A 15837-nucleotide genomic window follows, 5' to 3' on the forward strand; every position below is an offset into this window, starting at 1 on the left:
GGCTGAGCCGGCAAGCGCCCTTTGACGTCGCACTCTGGAAAGGACAACAGCCCGCATGCTTGAACTCAAGAATATCAAGCTGTCCTACGGAAATACGCAGGTCCTCAACGGCGTCGATCTGTCTGTCAATCGCGGCGACGTGGTCTCCATCATCGGCCCAAGCGGCACAGGCAAGACCACGCTGCTCAAGTGCATCAACTACCTCGTGAAGCCATCGTCCGGGACCATCGCGTTCGATCAGCTCCACATGGACTATGCCCAAGCCGACAAGAAGACCATTCAGGCGGTGCGGCTGCGTACCGCCATGGTCTTCCAGCAGTTCAACGTCTTCAAGAATATGACCGTCCTCCAGAACGTGATGGACCCGCTGGTCGTTGTGCAGCGGAAGTCGCAGGATGAGGCACGTGAGATCGCCCTGCGGGAGCTGGAGCGCGTCGGTCTCTCCGCAAAACGGGATAGCTATCCCTCTCAGCTTTCAGGCGGCCAGTTGCAGCGGACGGGCATCGCTCGCGCACTTGCGGTACGGCCCGATGTGATGCTGTTCGACGAGCCGACGTCGTCACTCGACCCCGAACTCGTCAGCGAGGTGCTGAAGGTCATCAAGGATGTGACCTCGTCCGGCATCACGTCGCTGCTCGTTACGCACGAGATGCAGTTCGCCAAGAATATCTCGAACCGGATCGTCTTCATGGATCAGGGCGTCGTTGCTGCTGACGGTAGCCCGGCCGAGATTTTTGACGCCCCAGCCAACCCACGCCTTGCCCAGTTCCTGCAAACCGAACTCGCCTTCCACTGAGAAAAGGAGTTTTGAAGATGTCTGCGACGAATTCAATCTCTCGCCGCGGGTTCGCGGTCGTAACCGGCAGCGCCATGATCCTGCTCGCCACCGCAACCGGCGCTCTTGCGCAGGCCGCTGGGGGTGTGCCGCGGGTCGTCAAGATTGCGACTTCAGCAGAATCCAAGCCGCTCGCCTGGGGCGCGATCGGCGTCGAGCCGCAGGGATATGAGCCCGACCTGCTGCGCGCCATCAACGCGAAGCTCCCCCAATACAAGTTCGAGATGGAGGGCGTTGCGGACATCGCCCAGGAAACCGGCCTCGCGACAGGCAAGTACGATATGGCCTGCGGTGGCTATTACAGGTCGGACGCCCGCGCGAAGCAGTTCATCATCCCCGAGAACCCGATGGGCGCGAGCTTGCTGAAGATCTACAGCCGCAAGGACAGCGACATTGCGGCGATGAAGGACCTCGTAGGAAAGAGAATCGTTCCGCTGACCGCCGGTGGCGGTACCTATCGCTTCGTCGTCAGTTGGATGCAGGAAAACCCGAGCCACAAGCTGGAAATCACGACCTCGAGCGCCGGCATCCCGTATCCGGATCGGCTCAAAGAGGTCCAGAACAGCAAGTTCGACGCGCTGATCCTACCGTCCAACCTGGGTGAGCAGACCGTCATCGAGGAGCAGAAGCTCGACATCAAGGCGTCCGACCCGGTCTTCAGCGCCAACACCTACATGCTGATCCACAAGGCCGACAAAAACAAAGCCCTCGCCGAGGACGTGAACAAGGTTCTGAAGGAGCTCAAAGAAGACGGGACGATGGATAAACTTTCGCAGAAATGGTTCGGCGAAGAGATCGTCCGGTTCATGAAATAGAGCTTTCAAGCTCCAACGACCGACAGAAGCCGACGACACGACCGCCGATTTTGAAAGGGAAGTGAACGTGGATCTTAAGACGATGATCCCCGAGTTGATGACGGCTCTGCCGCTGACACTCGCTATCACTTTCGTGGCGATGGTCGCCGGCTTCTGCCTGGCCCTGATAACGACGACGTTGCGCGTCGTTCACATCCCGGTCCTGAGTTCGCTCGCGGCGCTCTACGTATCCTACGCGCGCAGTGTTCCTGTCGTGCTGCAGTTGTTCGTGACATTCTATGGCCTGCCGCTCCTCGTCGCCATTTTCGGTATGGCTGACTTCTTTACCCCGAACGTCGCAGCGATGCTGGGGTTGAGCTTCTATCATGGCGGTTACTTGTCCGAGGTGATGCGCCCGGCGTATCTCGCGGTCGATCGTGGCCAGCACGATGCCGCGGATAGCCTTGGTTACACCTTCAGGCAGAAAATGATGGGTGTCGTCGGCCCCCAGGCAGTACACATCGCACTGCCTGGTTACGGCAACGCGCTCATCTATCTCGCCCATAATGTTGCGCTCGTCATGTACATCGGCGCGGCGGACGTCATGGCGACTGCACATCTCATCATGCAGCGCGCGTACAACCAGTACCAGTTCGAGACCTACCTGGTCCTCGCGGTCATCTACTCGATCATGTGCCTGATCATCTGGGTGATCGTGCGGTACTTCGAGCGCCGCTCACCCATGTACGTGCCAGCAGTCGGTCCCGCCAAGCGCGTGGCCATGCCTAGCCTCTGAGAGCAGGGACGACCGACATGTTCGAAGCGGACATTCTCCTCGAAGACATTCGAGAAATCCTCAGTGCCGTGCCGTTTACGCTGTTCATGGCGCTGGTGACGTTCGTGTTCTCGACGATCATCGGCAGCCTGTTCGCCCTCGCCGAGTATCGGAATATCCCGATCCTGCGGGAGTTCATTTTTGCATACAAGGTCGCCTTCAAGGGCATCCCGCTCGTGATCGTCATCTTCCTTGGCTATTACGGCCTGCCGCCAACGATCCAGTTCCTGGCATCGCTGATCGGGATAAATTTCAACGGGCACCACACTCCGAACTGGGTTCTGCTCGTCATCGGCGTGACCGCTTGCATCGCCGCCTTTCAGGCAGAGGTGATCAAGGGCGCCCTGAACTCGTTCGACAATGGCCAAGCCGATGCGGCCCGCTCGCTTGGATACACCAATGGCCAGCTATTTCGCCGGGTGATGTTCCCGCAGGTCGTCATCGCGGCGATTCCGGACCTGACCAATTCGATCATGGTCATCATGAAGGCATTGTCGCTCGGCTTCGCTATCGAAGTGGTCGACATTTTTGCCCAGTCTCAGCTCACGGCCGCACTGAACTTCTACTACCTCGAGGCATTCGTGATCGCTGTCGTGATCTACATGATCATCGCGTTCTTGGTGACGACGGCCGCTGACCGGTTGGAGCGCTCGCTGCGGGTCTGGACCTGAAGGCTCGTCTCCACGGCTTTGGCACCCGCCGGGCCGAAATGATTGGTTCTAGATCTCAAAACGGGGCAGTGCTTTCGCACTGCCCCGTCTTTCGTCAGCTCATGCGCTTTATCTCGGTATAGGCACCTGTGGTCTTGAGCTTGATCGTGACGTCAGCCCTGCCTCGGTTGCGAAAAAACCAGCCATGGCCTCCGTCGCTTTCCGCCGTTAGGACGCCTTCGTCGCCGGGGACACCTCGGCCCTGCTTGTAGCTCTTCTCCTTGCCGCCTCCTGCGGGAATGCCGTGCATGTCGTAGTTCACGTTGCCGTTTTCGGTCGTCCAGCTGAAGCTGACCTTGGCTCCGGCCTTCATCGTGAGCTTGTACTCGGCGCCCTCGTTCGGTTTGAGCGTGATCACCGTCTCGTCGCTTCTACCTGTTCCTTGTGCGTGGGCAGGCGTCACGAGGAGGTTGGCCAAGACGTATGTCAACAGGCTGGACCGCTTGTCTGGTGCAGGGGCCACCGGCACAGTTTCCGCAGGGCCTGATGGAGCCTGGTTGTCGCGAGCACGGTCGGCTTCGGCCTCCAGCGCCAGTTGGGTCTTGATCTCGCCCATCTCGGTGAGCTGGAGTGCGCGGCCGATGCCCGTCGGATCGATGGCGTACTCGGCCGGGAGGACGATCGTCACGAGGATGCCGGCCGCGGAGACGAGGGCGATGGCGGTGGAGCGCAGGAGCTGCTTGGTGGTCGGCAGTTCGGCGCGGGTCGGAATGTCTGTGTTGTACATGAGATGAGGTCCTTGGAGGTCAGGAAACAATGAAGCCGGTGAGCTGGTAGCCAACCAGGACGAAGCCTGCGGTGAGCATCCAGACGTTGGCCGTGTAGGCGTGGCGCCAGAACCCGGCGGTGCGCCGCCAGTAGCCCATGGCGATCAGGATCATCGCGAGTGCCGTGAGCTGCCCGAGTTCCACGCCTACATTGAAGGCGAGCAGGTTCGGGACGAGGCCGTCCGGCGAGATGTTGTATTCGAGGATCTTGGTCGACAGCCCGAAGCCATGGAACAGCCCGAAGATCAGCGTGGCGGCCTTAGTGTTGGGCTGGAAGCCGAACCAGCGCTGGTAGGCCCCCATGTTATCGAGCGCCTTGTAGACGACCGACAGGCCGATAATCGCATCGATGATGTAGCTGTTGATGCCAACGTTGAAATAGACGCCGAGCAGCATGGTCGTCGAATGGCCGACTGCGAACAGGCTGACATAGAGCGCGATGTGGTTCAGCCGGTAGAGAAAGAAGATCACCCCGAACAGGAACAGGATGTGGTCGTAGCCGGTGACCATGTGCTTCGCACCGAGATAGGTGAAGGGCAGCAATTGGATGCCAGTGATCTCATTGATGTAGCCCTTGTCGCCTTCGGCGACCGCATGGGCCAGCGCGGCGTTGAGGCTGATCAGCCCCAGCATCGCGATGAGCAGGAGTATGAGCAGCGCACGCAGCTTGCGGCGCCCCTCGATTGAGGATCGTTTCATGTAGATTCCGAGAGTTCGTCATGGAGGGAAGCCGCGGGGGCGGCGCACGTCAGGCGACGAGCGGTCTCGGTGGGCGGTCTCGGTCATGCTGGCGGTCATGTGCGGCGCCTTCCTGAAGGGCCGGTAAGGGGACCCTAACGGGCACACGATGGCCGACGCCGGGAACGGGGATGACCGTCACCACGTCGTGGATGTGATCGGTCGAGTTGTGCCCGTGCAGGTGGCCGGGAATGCGTTCGGCTTCCTCGCCGTCGAGATGGGTGTGCCCGTACTCGGCCATCTCGACTCCGAGGGCGGTGTGACGTTCGGCTTCTGCCTGCGCGAGGACGAGCGGATTATGGCTCGACGTGACGTGAATGGCAGACAGCAGCATCCCCGCTGCCACGACGAAGGCGACGACGAGCTTCAGCAAATGGGCTGTGCTGCGACACGTCATTCCCGAGCAATCTCCGATCCTATCCTTGACGAGGCGTTGACGCCGATACCGACTCAATAAGGGTTCACATATCCCCCTCAGGGGGATACAAGCAAGAGATGTCAGAGCCGCATCAGCACGCCACCCATCCCGCCATCGTGAAACGCCTGAAGCGGGCTGGAGGGCACCTGTCCAAGGTTGTCCAGATGATTGAGGAGGGGAGGCCTTGCCTCGACATCGCGACCCAGCTTCAAGCGGTCGAGAGTGCCATCGCACAGGCCAAGCGGACGCTGGTGCAGGACCATCTCGATCACTGCCTGGACGAAGCCGTGGGGGAGCTTCCAGCCGAGAAGCGCCGGCCCATCGACGAGTTCAAGCAGATTACCAAGTTTCTCTGAGGTAGGCATGTTCAGGGTTCTCGCGCATCGGACCTACGGGCGGCTTTTCTCAGCCCAGATCATCGCGTTGGTGGGAACTGGCCTTCTCACCGTCGCGCTAGGCCTGCTCGCCTTCGACGTCGCCGGTGACAGGGCGGGGGCTGTGCTGGGCACTGCGTTGGCCATCAAGATGATCGCCTATGTCACGGTCGCGCCCATCGTTGGCGCCTTCTCGGCCCAGCTCCCGCGACGGGCCTTCCTGATCTCGATGGACCTTGTCCGGGCAGCGATCGCTCTGTCGCTGCCCTTCATTTCAGAGGTCTGGCAGGTCTACCTCGCGGTATTCATCCTACAATCGGCCTCGGCCGCGTTCACGCCGACCTTCCAGGCGACGATCCCTGATGTCCTGACGGAAGAGGAGGACTATACGAACGCGCTGTCTCTCTCGCGGCTGGCCTACGACCTCGAAAGCATCGTCAGCCCGATGCTGGCCGCGGCCCTCCTGACCATCATCAATTTCCACTGGCTGTTCGCCGGAACGGTGGTCGGATTCATGGTGTCGGCCGCGTTGGTGCTGTCGGTGACGTTGCCCATCTCCCCAGCAAGGCCCCGCGAGGGGGGCATCTACGACAAGACCACGCGTGGGTCCCGCATCTATCTCGCGACGCCTCGGCTTCGTGGATTGCTGGCACTGAACATGGCAGTGGCCATGGGAGGAGCCTTGGTCATCGTGAACACCGTCGTCATCGTGAAGGGGCGCCTCGGCCTCGATGACAATGCCGTGGCGCTCGCGCTCGCATGCTTCGGCGGCGGGTCGATGCTCTCGGCGCTGATACTGCCGCGCATTCTGGAGCGCGTCGCCGATCGGGCAGTCATGATGACCGCTGCCATCTTCCTCGCGGCAGTCCTGGGTCTGTTCGCGGTGATCCTTATGGTCAATGGCTGGGCGTACTCACCCGCTCCAACGGCCGCTGGTTGGGGACTCCTGCTCGCGACATGGGCGTTGCTGGGCGTCGGCTACTCAGCCACGCAGACGCCTTCCGGCCGCCTTCTGCGGCAATCCGCCCATGCCGAAGACCGACCGGCGGTGTTCGCTGCCCAGTTCGCGCTTTCGCACGCCTGCTGGCTCATCACCTATCCGCTCGCTGGCTGGCTGGGGGCCGCGCTTCCCTTGGGGACGTTGGCTGCATTGTTCGCGGTGGCGACCCTCCTGGCTACCTGCCTCGCGTGGCAGCTTTGGCCCGCAGGTACGGCGGAGCCGCTGGAGCATGACCATCCCGAACTACCGGCCGATCACCCGCACTTCAAAGAACATGGCGCGCGTCACGCCCATTCCATCGTGATTGACGATCTTCACGTCCGATGGCCGGTCTCTACCGGCTAGAAGCGGTTGGTCTCGGCAGCGATCGAGCCGACCAGAACCGAGCCGGTCCGTGCGCGCAGCACCACTATTTCATCAAGCGAATGGCGATCAGGACACTGCCAAACACGCCCGCACCGGCACAAATCAGCGCGGCTATCAGAGCCAATTTTCGCATCAGAGGTGCAGTCTATTCCGGCGACGGATCGCCATGTCGATGCGACGAGACGTCCTCCCGAGCGGATCGGATTTCAGCCCCTCCCGCGAACTGAAAACAGCAGAAGTTCGGCCTCGCGCTATTGCAGCCAAAGCCGAAGCGGTACCTGGCCGCCTTTTCCGCAATCGACGAAAGCGACACTGTCCTGCGCAAGCGTACCACTGACGGTGCAGTTTTGGCCGTCGATCGTCATTTTTGCGGCATATCTTCGTCCGGCCTTTTGAAATCCGATTGTACCCGTCTTCTGAGAAACTTCGCCGGGTCCGCATATGGCCAAGTGCTTCAACTGCAGCTCCCCGGCGAGCGAAGCCGCCGGCGACTTGGGAACATCCTCGGTGAATTTTGCAGTGAGCGCCCACTCCCCTGCGTATCCATAGCGCCCCGTTAACTCCACCGCGTTTGCGGGCCAGGCTAGGCAGCACAACGTGGTTGCAGCCAGGATATTGCGCATTCGGCAGCTCCATCGACGACCCGTGTCTGAGCAGAGTGTTCCTCTCGCGTGTCTCGATCAATGGAAATTCAACCGAGGAACTGAACCAGTCCACCCAGCTCAGCGGGGTGAGCCCTACGGTTTCGAAGCTCCACCAGGGTCCTCGCGGTGGATCAGCTCCGCCTTGTGGAGGCCGTTGATCGTCTCGGCGAGAGCGTTGTCGCAGCTATCGCCGACGCTGCCGACGGAGGGCTCGATACAGGCTTCGGCGAGGCGCTCGGCGTATCGAATGTGCCGTATCGAGACCCCTGTCGGCATGGCCCACGAGGCCGCCGCACTGGAGGGGCCGTCGCTCATTCAGGGCCTGTTCCAGCGCGTCGAGCACGAAGCTGGCCCGTGCGGTCCGGGATACGCGCCAGCCAACTATACGGCGGGCGTAGGGGTAGGCGTCGATGACGAGGGCAACATAGACGAAGCCCGACCAGATGCTGACATAGGTAAATTCCGAACACGAAATTCAAGGATCCGCAATGTGATCCTTCATGAAGTCCGGTGGCGCAGGGCATATCGGATAACCAGCCATTAACGTGCTCAAGGTTTGATTCCGCTTTTGATACTGCCATGCGGAGGTTCGAATCCTCCAGCCGCCGCATGGCTGCCCGCGCGTGCCGCATCTCTGCCCCAATCGGGGATTCAAACGGCATTGCCCCCTAAAGGTCCAGGCCGTCCCGCAATGCGGCCTGGATGAACGGGAGCCAACAATGCGGTTCATGAACCGTTGCTACGCTGGCGCGTTTAATGTGGTCAGCACAAGGAGAAGACATATGCGCAAATTGCTCACGCTTGCCGCTCTGGGTATCGGCTTGTCGCTGGCGGCGCCGGCGATGGCCTCGGAAGAGCTGCCGGCCGCGATGGCCCAGCGCCTGGACAAGCAGGACGCGGAATATACCTGGTCGGCCGCCGCCGAGCGGCGCCATATGATCATGCGTGAAACCATGCGGCAGCAGCGTTATGGGCGCGGTGGCGGGTATGGCTATGGTCCGCGTCGCGGGTACGGCCCGGGCTATGGCTATGGTCCGCGCGGCTACGGCCCCCCGCCCGGCTACTATCGCCGTAACCGCGGCTGGTAAGCGGTTCCCGCAATCATCCTCCATCGATTGGCGGCCCGGTAGCGGGCCGCTTTTCATTCGGGCAGGCTGAACACAAGGCGGCCCGGTGCGAGCCGGAGCCGCCTTCACCGCATTTACGATGAATTCACCATTCTGTTTCCGTAGCGTCATCCCTGCGCTACGCCGATCATATCGGTGAGGGAGCAGATCATGACCGCGTTGGATTCGACGGCCGCCGGCGTCTCCAAAGAATCAGACGAGCGCAGCATGACGGTTATGCTCGCGCTGTTCCTGGGTGCGATACAGATCGGTTGGCTCTGCCTGCTCCTATGGGTGGCCTGCCAGATCGTGGGCGCGATCTGATCCGCCCCGGGCGCTTGGATCGGGAAGCCATCTCGCGTCGCCATGGCGGCGCAGGACATCATGCTCCTGGCGGACGATTTCGCCGACTTGCAGGAAATGCTCGGCGAGGGGATTCGTCTTGCGCCAGACCAGGCCGATGCTGCGGCGTGGCCGCGGTTCCGCCAGCCGGGCAATGCTGACCTCCACGGCCGAGGTTTCCGCCGCGACCGCCATTTCGGGGATCAGCGTCACACCCATGCCGGCGCCGACCATGCGCACCAGCGTAGCCAGCGAGCTGCCCTCCATCGGATCCTGAGACAGGCCTGAAGCCATGTTGCAGAAGGCCAGCGCCTGATCGCGGAAGCAGTGGCCTTCCTCCAGCAGGAGCAGGCGCATGGCCCGCAGGCTCTCGACGCTGGGCGGCGGCTTGTGCCCTTCGGCCGGTGCGCGCACCAGGACGAATTCCTCGTCGAACAGCGGCTGGTCCTGCAGCGAAGGCTCGGAGACGGGCAGCGCCATCACCGCGACATCGAGCCCGCCTGTGATCAGGTCTTCCGTCAGCTTGCCGGTCACGGCCTCGCGTGGGCGCAGGTCGACAGCCGGAAACCGCTCCGCCAGGCGCCGGATGACCGCCGGCAGGAGATAGGGCGCGACCGTCGGGATCATACCGATCCGCAGCCGGCCGCCCAGCGAGGGATTCGACGCACGGGCCAGATCGGCCAGCTCGTCCACCGACTGCAGGATCTGCTGCGCCCGCGTGGCGAAGGCCTCGCCAAGGCTGGTCAGCCGGATCTGCCGGCGATCACGCTCGACCAGTTGCGCGCCGAGAAAATCCTCCAGATCCTTGATTTGCAGAGACAGGGCCGGCTGGCTGATCGCACAGGCATCCGCCGCCCGGCCGAAATGCCGGTGCTGGGCCAAGGCCGCGAAATAGCGCAGGTGCTTGATCGATATCATTTGAAAAAATTATCGTACTGATTTGAAAATTCAAGTTCTCATTATGATAGCTTTTCCCTAGAACCATTCGAATGGAACGGCGCGGCATCGGCCTCGGGCGGATGCGGGACGTAGCCGTGTTCCGGCGCGAGGCGTCAGGCGCCTTCCGGACAGACCCGATTCAGCAGGCTCCGAAGGGGGATATCATGGACGGCAGCGACGTGAAGAAGGCCGGCAAGTGCCCGGTCATGCATGGCGGAATGACCCAGAGCGGCGGTTCCGTTACCAACTGGTGGCCGAATGCCTTGAACCTGGACATCCTTCACCAGCAGGACAGCAAGACCAACCCGCTCGGCAAAGACTTCAACTATCGCGAGGAGCTGAAGAAGCTCGACGTCGCGGCGCTGAAGAACGACCTGCGCGCGCTGATGACCGACAGCCAGGAGTGGTGGCCGGCCGACTGGGGCAGCTATGTCGGCACCATGGCCCGCATGACCTGGCATGCCGCCGGCACCTATCGCATCTCCGACGGCCGCGGTGGCGCCGGCACCGGCAACCAGCGCTTTGCCCCGCTGAACTCCTGGCCGGACAATGCCAACACCGACAAGCCGCGCCGCCTGCTCTGGCCGATCAAGAAGAAATACGGCAACCGCGTCTCCTGGGCCGACCTGATCGCGCTCGCCGGCACGATCGCCTATGAGGTCGCCGGCCTGAAGACCTTCGGCTTCGCCTTCGGCCGCGAGGACATCTGGCACCCCGAGAAGGACATCTACTGGGGCGAGGAGAAGGAATGGCTGGCGCCGAGCGACAATCGCTATGGCGATGTCGCCGACGCCAAGACGCTGGCGAACCCGCTGGCCGCCGTCCAGATGGGCCTGATCTACGTCAACCCGGAAGGCGTGAACGGCAAGCCGGACCCGCTCAAGACCGCCGCGATGATGCGCGAGACCTTCGCGCGCATGGCGATGAACGATGAAGAGACGGTGGCGCTGACCGCCGGCGGCCACACCATCGGCAAGAGCCATGGCAATGGCGACGCGGCCAATCTCAGCCCGGCGCCGGAAAGCGGCTCGCTCGAGGACCAGGGCCTCGGCTGGATGAACCGCAAGGGCCGCGGCATCGGCCGCGATCAGGTCGTCAGCGGCATCGAGGGCGCCTGGACCACCCATCCGACGCGCTGGGACAACGGCTTCTTCGAGATGCTGCTCGGCCATGACTGGGAGCTGCGCAAGTCGCCGGCTGGCGCCTGGCAATACGAGCCGGTCTCGATCGCCGACGCGGACAAGCCTGTCGATGTGGAGGATGCTGCCATCCGCCACAACCCGATGATGACCGATGCCGACATGGCCTTGAAGGTCGACCCGGCCTACCGGGCGATCTCGGAGCGCTTCCTCAACGATTTCGACGCGTTCTCGGATGCCTTCGCCCGCGCCTGGTTCAAGCTGACCCATCGCGATCTCGGCCCGAAGTCGCGCTATTTCGGCCCGGACGTTCCGTCCGAGGATCTGGTCTGGCAGGACCCGGTCCCGGCCGGCCGCGTCGGCTACGACGTCGCTGCCGTGAAGGCGAAGATCGCCGGGAGCGGCCTCTCGATCGCCGATCTGGTCTCGACCGCCTGGGACAGCGCCCGCACCTTCCGCGGCTCCGACAAGCGCGGCGGCAGCAACGGCGCCCGCATCCGCCTCGCCCCGCAGAAGGACTGGGCCGGCAACGAGCCGGCGCGCCTCGCCAAGGTTCTGGCTGTCCTGGAGCCGATCGCGGCTGCGACAGGCGCCAGCGTGGCAGACGTCATCGTGCTCGCCGGCAATGTCGGCGTCGAGAAGGCGGCCAGGGCCGCCGGCTTCGACGTGGTCGTGCCGTTCGCGCCGGGGCGTGGCGACGCCACCGATGCGCAGACCGATGCCGATTCCTTCGCGCCGCTGGAGCCGCTCGCCGATGGTTTCCGCAACTGGCAGAAGGAAGCCTATGTCGTCACCGGCGAGGAGATGCTGCTCGACCGGGCCCAGCTCCTCGGCCTGACGGCGGCTGAAATGACTGTGCTGCTCGGCGGCATGCGCGTGCTCGGCACCAACCACGGCGGCACGAAGCATGGCGTCTTCACCGATCGTGCCGGTGCGCTGACCAGCGACTTCTTCGTCAACCTCACCGACATGGCCTACGCCTGGGTCCCGGCAGCGGGCGGCCTTTACGAGATCCGAGACCGCAAGACCGGCGCGGTGAAGTGGACCGCGACCCGCGTTGACCTGGTCTTCGGCTCGAATTCGGTGCTGCGCGCCTATGCCGAGGTCTATGCCCAGGACGACAACGCCCGGAAGTTCGTCGACGATTTCGTCGCGGCCTGGGCCAAGGTGATGAACGCCGACCGCGCCGATCTGGCCTGAGCCGTTCGATCGCGAACATTGCTCAAATATCAGCCCCGCCGGCTCAGCCGGCGGGGCTTTTCGTTGAAGGCCTCCCATGGTCAGGCTTGGAGCCGCCCGGCGGCTGCGATAGACATAGCTAACCCGCGGCGGAGGGCGTCGTCCTTGCGTGTCATCGTCGAGCATGCGCTGCGCCAGAACTGGGAGCGCCTGTTCTCCTATGCGCTGCGTCTGAGCGGCAATCGCGACGGCGCGGCCGATCTCCTGCAATCCTGCGCGACCAAGGCGCTCGCCGCTTCGCCGCCGGAAGACGGGGAGCGTATCCGCGCCTGGCTCTTCGCGATCCTGCGCAATATCTGGATCGACGAGCACCGCCGCGGCGAGACCGGCGCAGCCATCGCCGAAGAGGCGCTGGAAGACGATCAATGGCGCCGTGACGACCGGATGATCGCGGTCATCACCGTCCGGCAGGCGCTGGAACGTCTCGATCAGCCTTATCGCGAGGTCATCGAACTGGTCGATCTCGCCGGCTTCCGCTATGGCGAGGCGGCGGATATCCTCGGCGTGCCCGTGGGAACCGTGATGAGCCGCCTCAGCCGGGCGCGGCTTTTGCTTCTGAATGCGATTGAGGGTGGCTCCGTCCGCCCCTTCGCCGTGCGGCAGCGCAAACGAGCCAGCGATTAAGTGACCGAACGCGACACCCTCTCCTGGGCCATGCTCAACGCCTATGTCGACGGCGAGCTGGAGCCCGAGCAAGCCGCCAAGGTCGCGGCGGTGCTCGCTCATGACCGCGAGGCGGCGGCGCAGGTCGCGACGCTGACGAAGCTGCGCGCCACGGTCAAAGCCGCATCGCCCATGCCGGAGGCGCCGCCCCTCGTGTTGCCGCAGGCTCGGCCCCGCGTGGCGCGTTGGCTGCCTTGGGCTGCGGCCGCCTGTTTCGCTCTGGTCCTCGGCGCGGCCTCGCTCGGCATCGGCCATCGGGCGGCGCAGGGCTCGTCGTTATCCGCCGCGGTCGCCGCACATCAGCTCTGGCTCGCCCAGACCCCGCCCGGCACGGCGCCGCGTCTCGGCGTCGAGCTCGCCGGTGCCGAAGCCGGAGCACTGCCGGACCTTACGCTCGCCTCTTTGCGCCTCGTGCATCTCTCGCTCGATCCGGCAGGGCGTGGTGGCGGCGGCATGCTCGCCGGCTATGTCGGCCCGAACGGCTGCCGCGTCGGCCTCTGGATAGCGCCTGTCGAGGCGGCATTGCCGCTGCAACCCGCGGTTCAGGATCGCGACGGCCTCGCGATACGTGCCTGGCGCGGCGAGCGCGCGAGCTATGCCCTGCTCGGGCGCGGCATCGATCCGGCCCGTCTCGACGGCATCGCCGCGCTCGTCGCCCGGATCACGCGGGACGAGCCCGGCGTCCCGCGCGAGCAGGTGGCGGCGCTGTCGGAGGCGCGCAGCGTTGGCCCCGCCTGCATCGGCTGAGAAAAAGTTCTCTCGGCTTGGAATAAATCGAAGAGCCGATGCGTCGTCTCCAGTGAGGAATATGTCCTCGGGAGAAACGCCATGCTCAACGAAGCAGACCTGCGCGATGGCGCAGCCGCTACCGATGCCGCGCCCACCGCAGGCGCCGCTGATACCCCCCGCACATCGCGACGTCTTCTGCTCGGCGGCAGCCTCGCCGCACTCGGCCTCGCTGCCGGCGGCCTGCCGCGCCTGTCCCCGATCTCGCCGGCCGCCGCCCAGGGCGCTGCGCCGGCTGCCGCGCCGCCCAAGGGGCCGCAGCCCTTCGACTATCCCGGCAAGGACAAGGGCCTGACCTTGCTCGGCGACCGTCCTCTCGTCGCCGAGACGCCCGAGAGCCTGCTCGATGACGATACCACGCCGATCGCGAAGTTCTTCGTCCGCAACAACGGCCAGATCCCGGAGCCGATCAAGGATATCGACGGCTGGCAGCTCAAGATAGAGGGCGAGGTCGACAAGCCGCTGACCCTGACGGTCAAGGAGCTCAAAGCCCGCTTCAAGCCGCAGACCTTCCGCATGGTCCTGGAGTGCGGCGGCAATGGCCGCTCCTTCTACCAGCCTGCGGCGCGCGGCAACCAGTGGACCAATGGTGGCGCGGGTTGCGCCGAATGGACCGGCGTGCGCCTCGCCGACGTGCTGAAGGCGGCAGGCCTCAAGTCTACGGCCAAGTTCACCGGCCATTACGGCGCCGATCCGCATCTCTCCGGCGACACCACCAAGGATGCGATCTCGCGCGGCATGCCGATCGAGAAGGCGATGGAGCCGCATTGCCTGATCGTCTGGGCGATGAACGGCGAGCCGCTGCCGCATATCCATGGCGGCCCGCTGCGCCTCGTCGTGCCGGGCTGGCCGGCCTCGCTCTCGTCGAAATGGCTGAACCGCATCCTCGTCCGCGCGACGCCGCATGACGGCCAGGGCATGGGAGGCACCTCCTACCGCGTGCCGACCGTCCCGCTCGTTCCCGGCTCGAATGCCGACGGCAAGACCAACTTCACCGATCTGACCTCGATGCCGGTGCGCTCGATCATCAGCAAGCCGGCGAACGGCACGCGCCTGCCGGCGGCGACGCGCGAGGTCACCTTGCGTGGCGCGGCCTGGGCCGGCGACCATAATGTCGCGAAGGTGGAAGTGTCCTTCGATGCCGGCCAGCGCTGGCATGCGATGACGCTGGCCCAGCCGAAGAACCGCTATGACTGGGTGCGCTGGACCGGCAAGGTGAAGCTGCCGAGCGACGGCTATTTCGAGCTCTGGGCCCGCGCCACCGATTCCCGCGGCGTCGCCCAGCCGCATGTCGCGACCAACTGGAACCCGCAGGGCTACGGCTCCAACCCGCTCCATCGCATTGCCATCATGGTGAGCTGACGATGGGCTTTACGCACACGCTTCGGATGGCCGCTCTCGCGGCCATCCTCCTCGCCCCCTCCGCCGGCTTGGCTCAGGAGGAGAGCCCCGAGACGCTGCCCGATTTCCCCGGCCGCGAAGAGACCTTCGGCTACTGCATCGGCTGCCATTCGATGAAGGTCGTCGGCCGGCAGGGCATGGACCGTGTCCGCTGGGACGAGACGCTCAACTGGATGACCGAGAAGCACAATATGCCCGCGCCCGACGCGGAGACGCGCAAGACCCTGCTCGACTATCTCGCGCAGGCCTTCCCCCCGAAAGCGCCGGCCCAAAGCGGCGGCTGGGTCAGCCCCTTCGCTCCGAAGCCATAGGATCATCCGAGATGAAATTCGCAATCCTCGCAGGCGCCGCCCTGCTCGCGGCCGCCATCCAGCCTGCCCGTGCCCAGGATGCCGCCGCCGGCGAGAAGGTCTATGCCCAGTGCCGCGCCTGCCATCAGGTCGGCGAAGCCGCCAAAAACCTGGTCGGCCCCGCCCTCAACGGCGTCGTCGGCCAGAAGGCCGGCACGCGCGAGGGCTACAGCTACAGCACGGCGATGAAGGATTCCGGCCTGACCTGGGACGAGGCGACCTTCGCCGAATACATCCAGAACCCGCGTGCCAAGGTCCCGGGCACCAAGATGATCTATGCCGGGCTGAAGGACGAGAAACGCATCGCCGACCTGCTCGCCTATCTCAAGCAGTTCGACGCCGCCGGCAAGAAGGCGCAGTGACGAGATTTCGTAGCCCGGCGGTGTAAGGT

Annotated in this window: 19 protein-coding genes and 1 pseudogene; 14 read left to right on the top strand and 6 right to left on the bottom strand. The window is 64.0% G+C overall.

Annotated features, from left to right (window positions below; genetic code table 11):
* Positions 1-55: 55 nt before the first annotated feature.
* The 4 genes from Q9235_RS25085 to Q9235_RS25100 all read left to right on the top strand — a co-directional run bounded on the left by Q9235_RS25085 (position 56) and on the right by Q9235_RS25100 (position 3135).
* Positions 56-796, top strand: coding sequence for an amino acid ABC transporter ATP-binding protein (locus Q9235_RS25085; RefSeq protein WP_306224470.1), 741 nt, complete (start codon positions 56-58; stop codon positions 794-796).
* 17 nt (positions 797-813) lie between these two features.
* Entirely contained in the window at positions 814-1650 is an 837-nt protein-coding gene (locus Q9235_RS25090; RefSeq protein WP_306224471.1) for a transporter substrate-binding domain-containing protein, read from the top strand.
* A gap of 67 nt (positions 1651-1717) precedes the next feature.
* Positions 1718-2425 (top strand): amino acid ABC transporter permease, encoded by a 708-nt coding sequence (locus Q9235_RS25095; RefSeq protein ID WP_306224472.1) that lies wholly within the window; start codon positions 1718-1720, stop codon positions 2423-2425.
* A gap of 17 nt (positions 2426-2442) precedes the next feature.
* A complete protein-coding gene (locus tag Q9235_RS25100; protein WP_306224473.1) occupies positions 2443-3135 on the top strand; it encodes an amino acid ABC transporter permease in 693 nt (230 codons plus the stop codon).
* A 94-nt stretch (positions 3136-3229) separates the two neighbouring features.
* Here the strand turns inward: Q9235_RS25100 and Q9235_RS25105 are convergent, their stop codons facing one another.
* Genes Q9235_RS25105 through Q9235_RS25115 form a run of 3 tightly spaced genes read right to left on the bottom strand, consistent with a single transcriptional unit; the run spans position 3230 to position 5052 of the window.
* Positions 3230-3901: a transmembrane anchor protein gene (locus Q9235_RS25105; protein ID WP_306224474.1), complete on the bottom strand. Its 672-nt coding sequence runs from the start codon at positions 3899-3901 to the stop codon at positions 3230-3232.
* Between the two features lie 19 nt (positions 3902-3920).
* Positions 3921-4640 (bottom strand): HupE/UreJ family protein, encoded by a 720-nt coding sequence (locus Q9235_RS25110; protein WP_306224475.1) that lies wholly within the window; start codon positions 4638-4640, stop codon positions 3921-3923.
* Positions 4641-4689: 49 nt separating this feature from the next.
* The gene (locus Q9235_RS25115; RefSeq protein WP_306224476.1) at positions 4690-5052 is read right to left on the bottom strand and encodes a hypothetical protein; all 363 of its coding nucleotides are present in this window, start codon (positions 5050-5052) and stop codon (positions 4690-4692) included.
* A 122-nt stretch (positions 5053-5174) separates the two neighbouring features.
* Here Q9235_RS25115 and Q9235_RS25120 point away from each other — a divergent pair, with 122 nt between their 5' ends.
* Positions 5175-5453: a metal-sensing transcriptional repressor gene (locus Q9235_RS25120; RefSeq protein WP_306224477.1), complete on the top strand. Its 279-nt coding sequence runs from the start codon at positions 5175-5177 to the stop codon at positions 5451-5453.
* A 7-nt stretch (positions 5454-5460) separates the two neighbouring features.
* Positions 5461-6816: an MFS transporter gene (locus Q9235_RS25125; protein WP_306224478.1), complete on the top strand. Its 1356-nt coding sequence runs from the start codon at positions 5461-5463 to the stop codon at positions 6814-6816.
* Between the two features lie 272 nt (positions 6817-7088).
* Here the strand turns inward: Q9235_RS25125 and Q9235_RS25130 are convergent, their stop codons facing one another.
* Both Q9235_RS25130 and Q9235_RS25135 read right to left on the bottom strand, forming a co-directional pair.
* On the bottom strand, positions 7089-7460 hold the full coding sequence (locus tag Q9235_RS25130; RefSeq protein ID WP_306224479.1) for a hypothetical protein: 372 nt from the start codon (positions 7458-7460) through the stop codon (positions 7089-7091).
* 79 nt (positions 7461-7539) lie between these two features.
* Positions 7540-7947, bottom strand: a pseudogene (locus Q9235_RS25135) (DDE-type integrase/transposase/recombinase); the annotation flags it as partial.
* 316 nt (positions 7948-8263) lie between these two features.
* Between Q9235_RS25135 and Q9235_RS25140 the strand changes: the two are divergent.
* Together Q9235_RS25140 and Q9235_RS25145 are read left to right on the top strand one after the other, a co-directional pair.
* Positions 8264-8569: a hypothetical protein gene (locus Q9235_RS25140; protein WP_306224480.1), complete on the top strand. Its 306-nt coding sequence runs from the start codon at positions 8264-8266 to the stop codon at positions 8567-8569.
* A gap of 189 nt (positions 8570-8758) precedes the next feature.
* Positions 8759-8911 carry a hypothetical protein gene (locus Q9235_RS25145; RefSeq protein WP_306224481.1) on the top strand — a complete coding sequence of 51 codons (153 nt, stop codon included), beginning with the start codon at positions 8759-8761 and terminating at the stop codon, positions 8909-8911.
* On the opposite strand, the gene Q9235_RS25150 is transcribed toward Q9235_RS25145, so the two are convergent.
* Positions 8876-9847, bottom strand: a complete 972-nt coding sequence (locus Q9235_RS25150; protein ID WP_306224482.1) for a hydrogen peroxide-inducible genes activator — start codon at positions 9845-9847, stop codon at positions 8876-8878. The genes Q9235_RS25145 and Q9235_RS25150 overlap by 36 nt on opposite strands.
* 185 nt (positions 9848-10032) lie before the next feature.
* On the opposite strand from Q9235_RS25150, the gene katG reads away from it, so the two are divergent.
* From katG to Q9235_RS25180, 6 genes are all read left to right on the top strand, one after another.
* Positions 10033-12207: a catalase/peroxidase HPI gene (gene katG, locus Q9235_RS25155; protein ID WP_306224483.1), complete on the top strand. Its 2175-nt coding sequence runs from the start codon at positions 10033-10035 to the stop codon at positions 12205-12207.
* A 144-nt stretch (positions 12208-12351) separates the two neighbouring features.
* Positions 12352-12870 (top strand): sigma-70 family RNA polymerase sigma factor, encoded by a 519-nt coding sequence (locus Q9235_RS25160; protein ID WP_306224484.1) that lies wholly within the window; start codon positions 12352-12354, stop codon positions 12868-12870.
* Positions 12871-13656 carry an anti-sigma factor family protein gene (locus tag Q9235_RS25165; RefSeq protein ID WP_306224485.1) on the top strand — a complete coding sequence of 262 codons (786 nt, stop codon included), beginning with the start codon at positions 12871-12873 and terminating at the stop codon, positions 13654-13656.
* An 81-nt stretch (positions 13657-13737) separates the two neighbouring features.
* The gene (locus Q9235_RS25170) at positions 13738-15057 is read left to right on the top strand and encodes a sulfite oxidase (RefSeq protein ID WP_306224486.1); all 1320 of its coding nucleotides are present in this window, start codon (positions 13738-13740) and stop codon (positions 15055-15057) included.
* Between the two features lie 26 nt (positions 15058-15083).
* On the top strand, positions 15084-15407 hold the full coding sequence (locus Q9235_RS25175; RefSeq protein WP_306224487.1) for a hypothetical protein: 324 nt from the start codon (positions 15084-15086) through the stop codon (positions 15405-15407).
* A gap of 11 nt (positions 15408-15418) precedes the next feature.
* Positions 15419-15808: a c-type cytochrome gene (locus Q9235_RS25180; RefSeq protein WP_306224488.1), complete on the top strand. Its 390-nt coding sequence runs from the start codon at positions 15419-15421 to the stop codon at positions 15806-15808.
* Positions 15809-15837: the final 29 nt, after the last annotated feature.

The organism is Bosea beijingensis (assembly GCF_030758975.1).
In the GTDB taxonomy this organism is placed as follows: Bacteria; Pseudomonadota; Alphaproteobacteria; order Rhizobiales; family Beijerinckiaceae; genus Allobosea; species Allobosea beijingensis.

Bases quoted from the DNA above. Each gene is read 5' to 3' on its own strand.
- Q9235_RS25110 (WP_306224475.1), bottom strand. From the start codon at position 4,640: ATGAAACGATCCTCAATCGAGGGGCGCCGCAAGCTGCGTGCGCTGCTC.
- Q9235_RS25145 (WP_306224481.1), top strand. From the start codon at position 8,759: ATGACCGCGTTGGATTCGACGGCCGCCGGCGTCTCCAAAGAATCAGAC.
- Q9235_RS25170 (WP_306224486.1), top strand. From the start codon at position 13,738: ATGCTCAACGAAGCAGACCTGCGCGATGGCGCAGCCGCTACCGATGCC.
- katG (WP_306224483.1), top strand. From the start codon at position 10,033: ATGGACGGCAGCGACGTGAAGAAGGCCGGCAAGTGCCCGGTCATGCAT.
- Q9235_RS25120 (WP_306224477.1), top strand. From the start codon at position 5,175: ATGTCAGAGCCGCATCAGCACGCCACCCATCCCGCCATCGTGAAACGC.
- Q9235_RS25085 (WP_306224470.1), top strand. From the start codon at position 56: ATGCTTGAACTCAAGAATATCAAGCTGTCCTACGGAAATACGCAGGTC.
- Q9235_RS25100 (WP_306224473.1), top strand. From the start codon at position 2,443: ATGTTCGAAGCGGACATTCTCCTCGAAGACATTCGAGAAATCCTCAGT.
- Q9235_RS25180 (WP_306224488.1), top strand. From the start codon at position 15,419: ATGAAATTCGCAATCCTCGCAGGCGCCGCCCTGCTCGCGGCCGCCATC.
- Q9235_RS25150 (WP_306224482.1), bottom strand. From the start codon at position 9,847: ATGATATCGATCAAGCACCTGCGCTATTTCGCGGCCTTGGCCCAGCAC.
- Q9235_RS25130 (WP_306224479.1), bottom strand. From the start codon at position 7,460: ATGCGCAATATCCTGGCTGCAACCACGTTGTGCTGCCTAGCCTGGCCC.
- Q9235_RS25090 (WP_306224471.1), top strand. From the start codon at position 814: ATGTCTGCGACGAATTCAATCTCTCGCCGCGGGTTCGCGGTCGTAACC.
- Q9235_RS25140 (WP_306224480.1), top strand. From the start codon at position 8,264: ATGCGCAAATTGCTCACGCTTGCCGCTCTGGGTATCGGCTTGTCGCTG.
- Q9235_RS25175 (WP_306224487.1), top strand. From the start codon at position 15,084: ATGGCCGCTCTCGCGGCCATCCTCCTCGCCCCCTCCGCCGGCTTGGCT.
- Q9235_RS25125 (WP_306224478.1), top strand. From the start codon at position 5,461: ATGTTCAGGGTTCTCGCGCATCGGACCTACGGGCGGCTTTTCTCAGCC.
- Q9235_RS25105 (WP_306224474.1), bottom strand. From the start codon at position 3,901: ATGTACAACACAGACATTCCGACCCGCGCCGAACTGCCGACCACCAAG.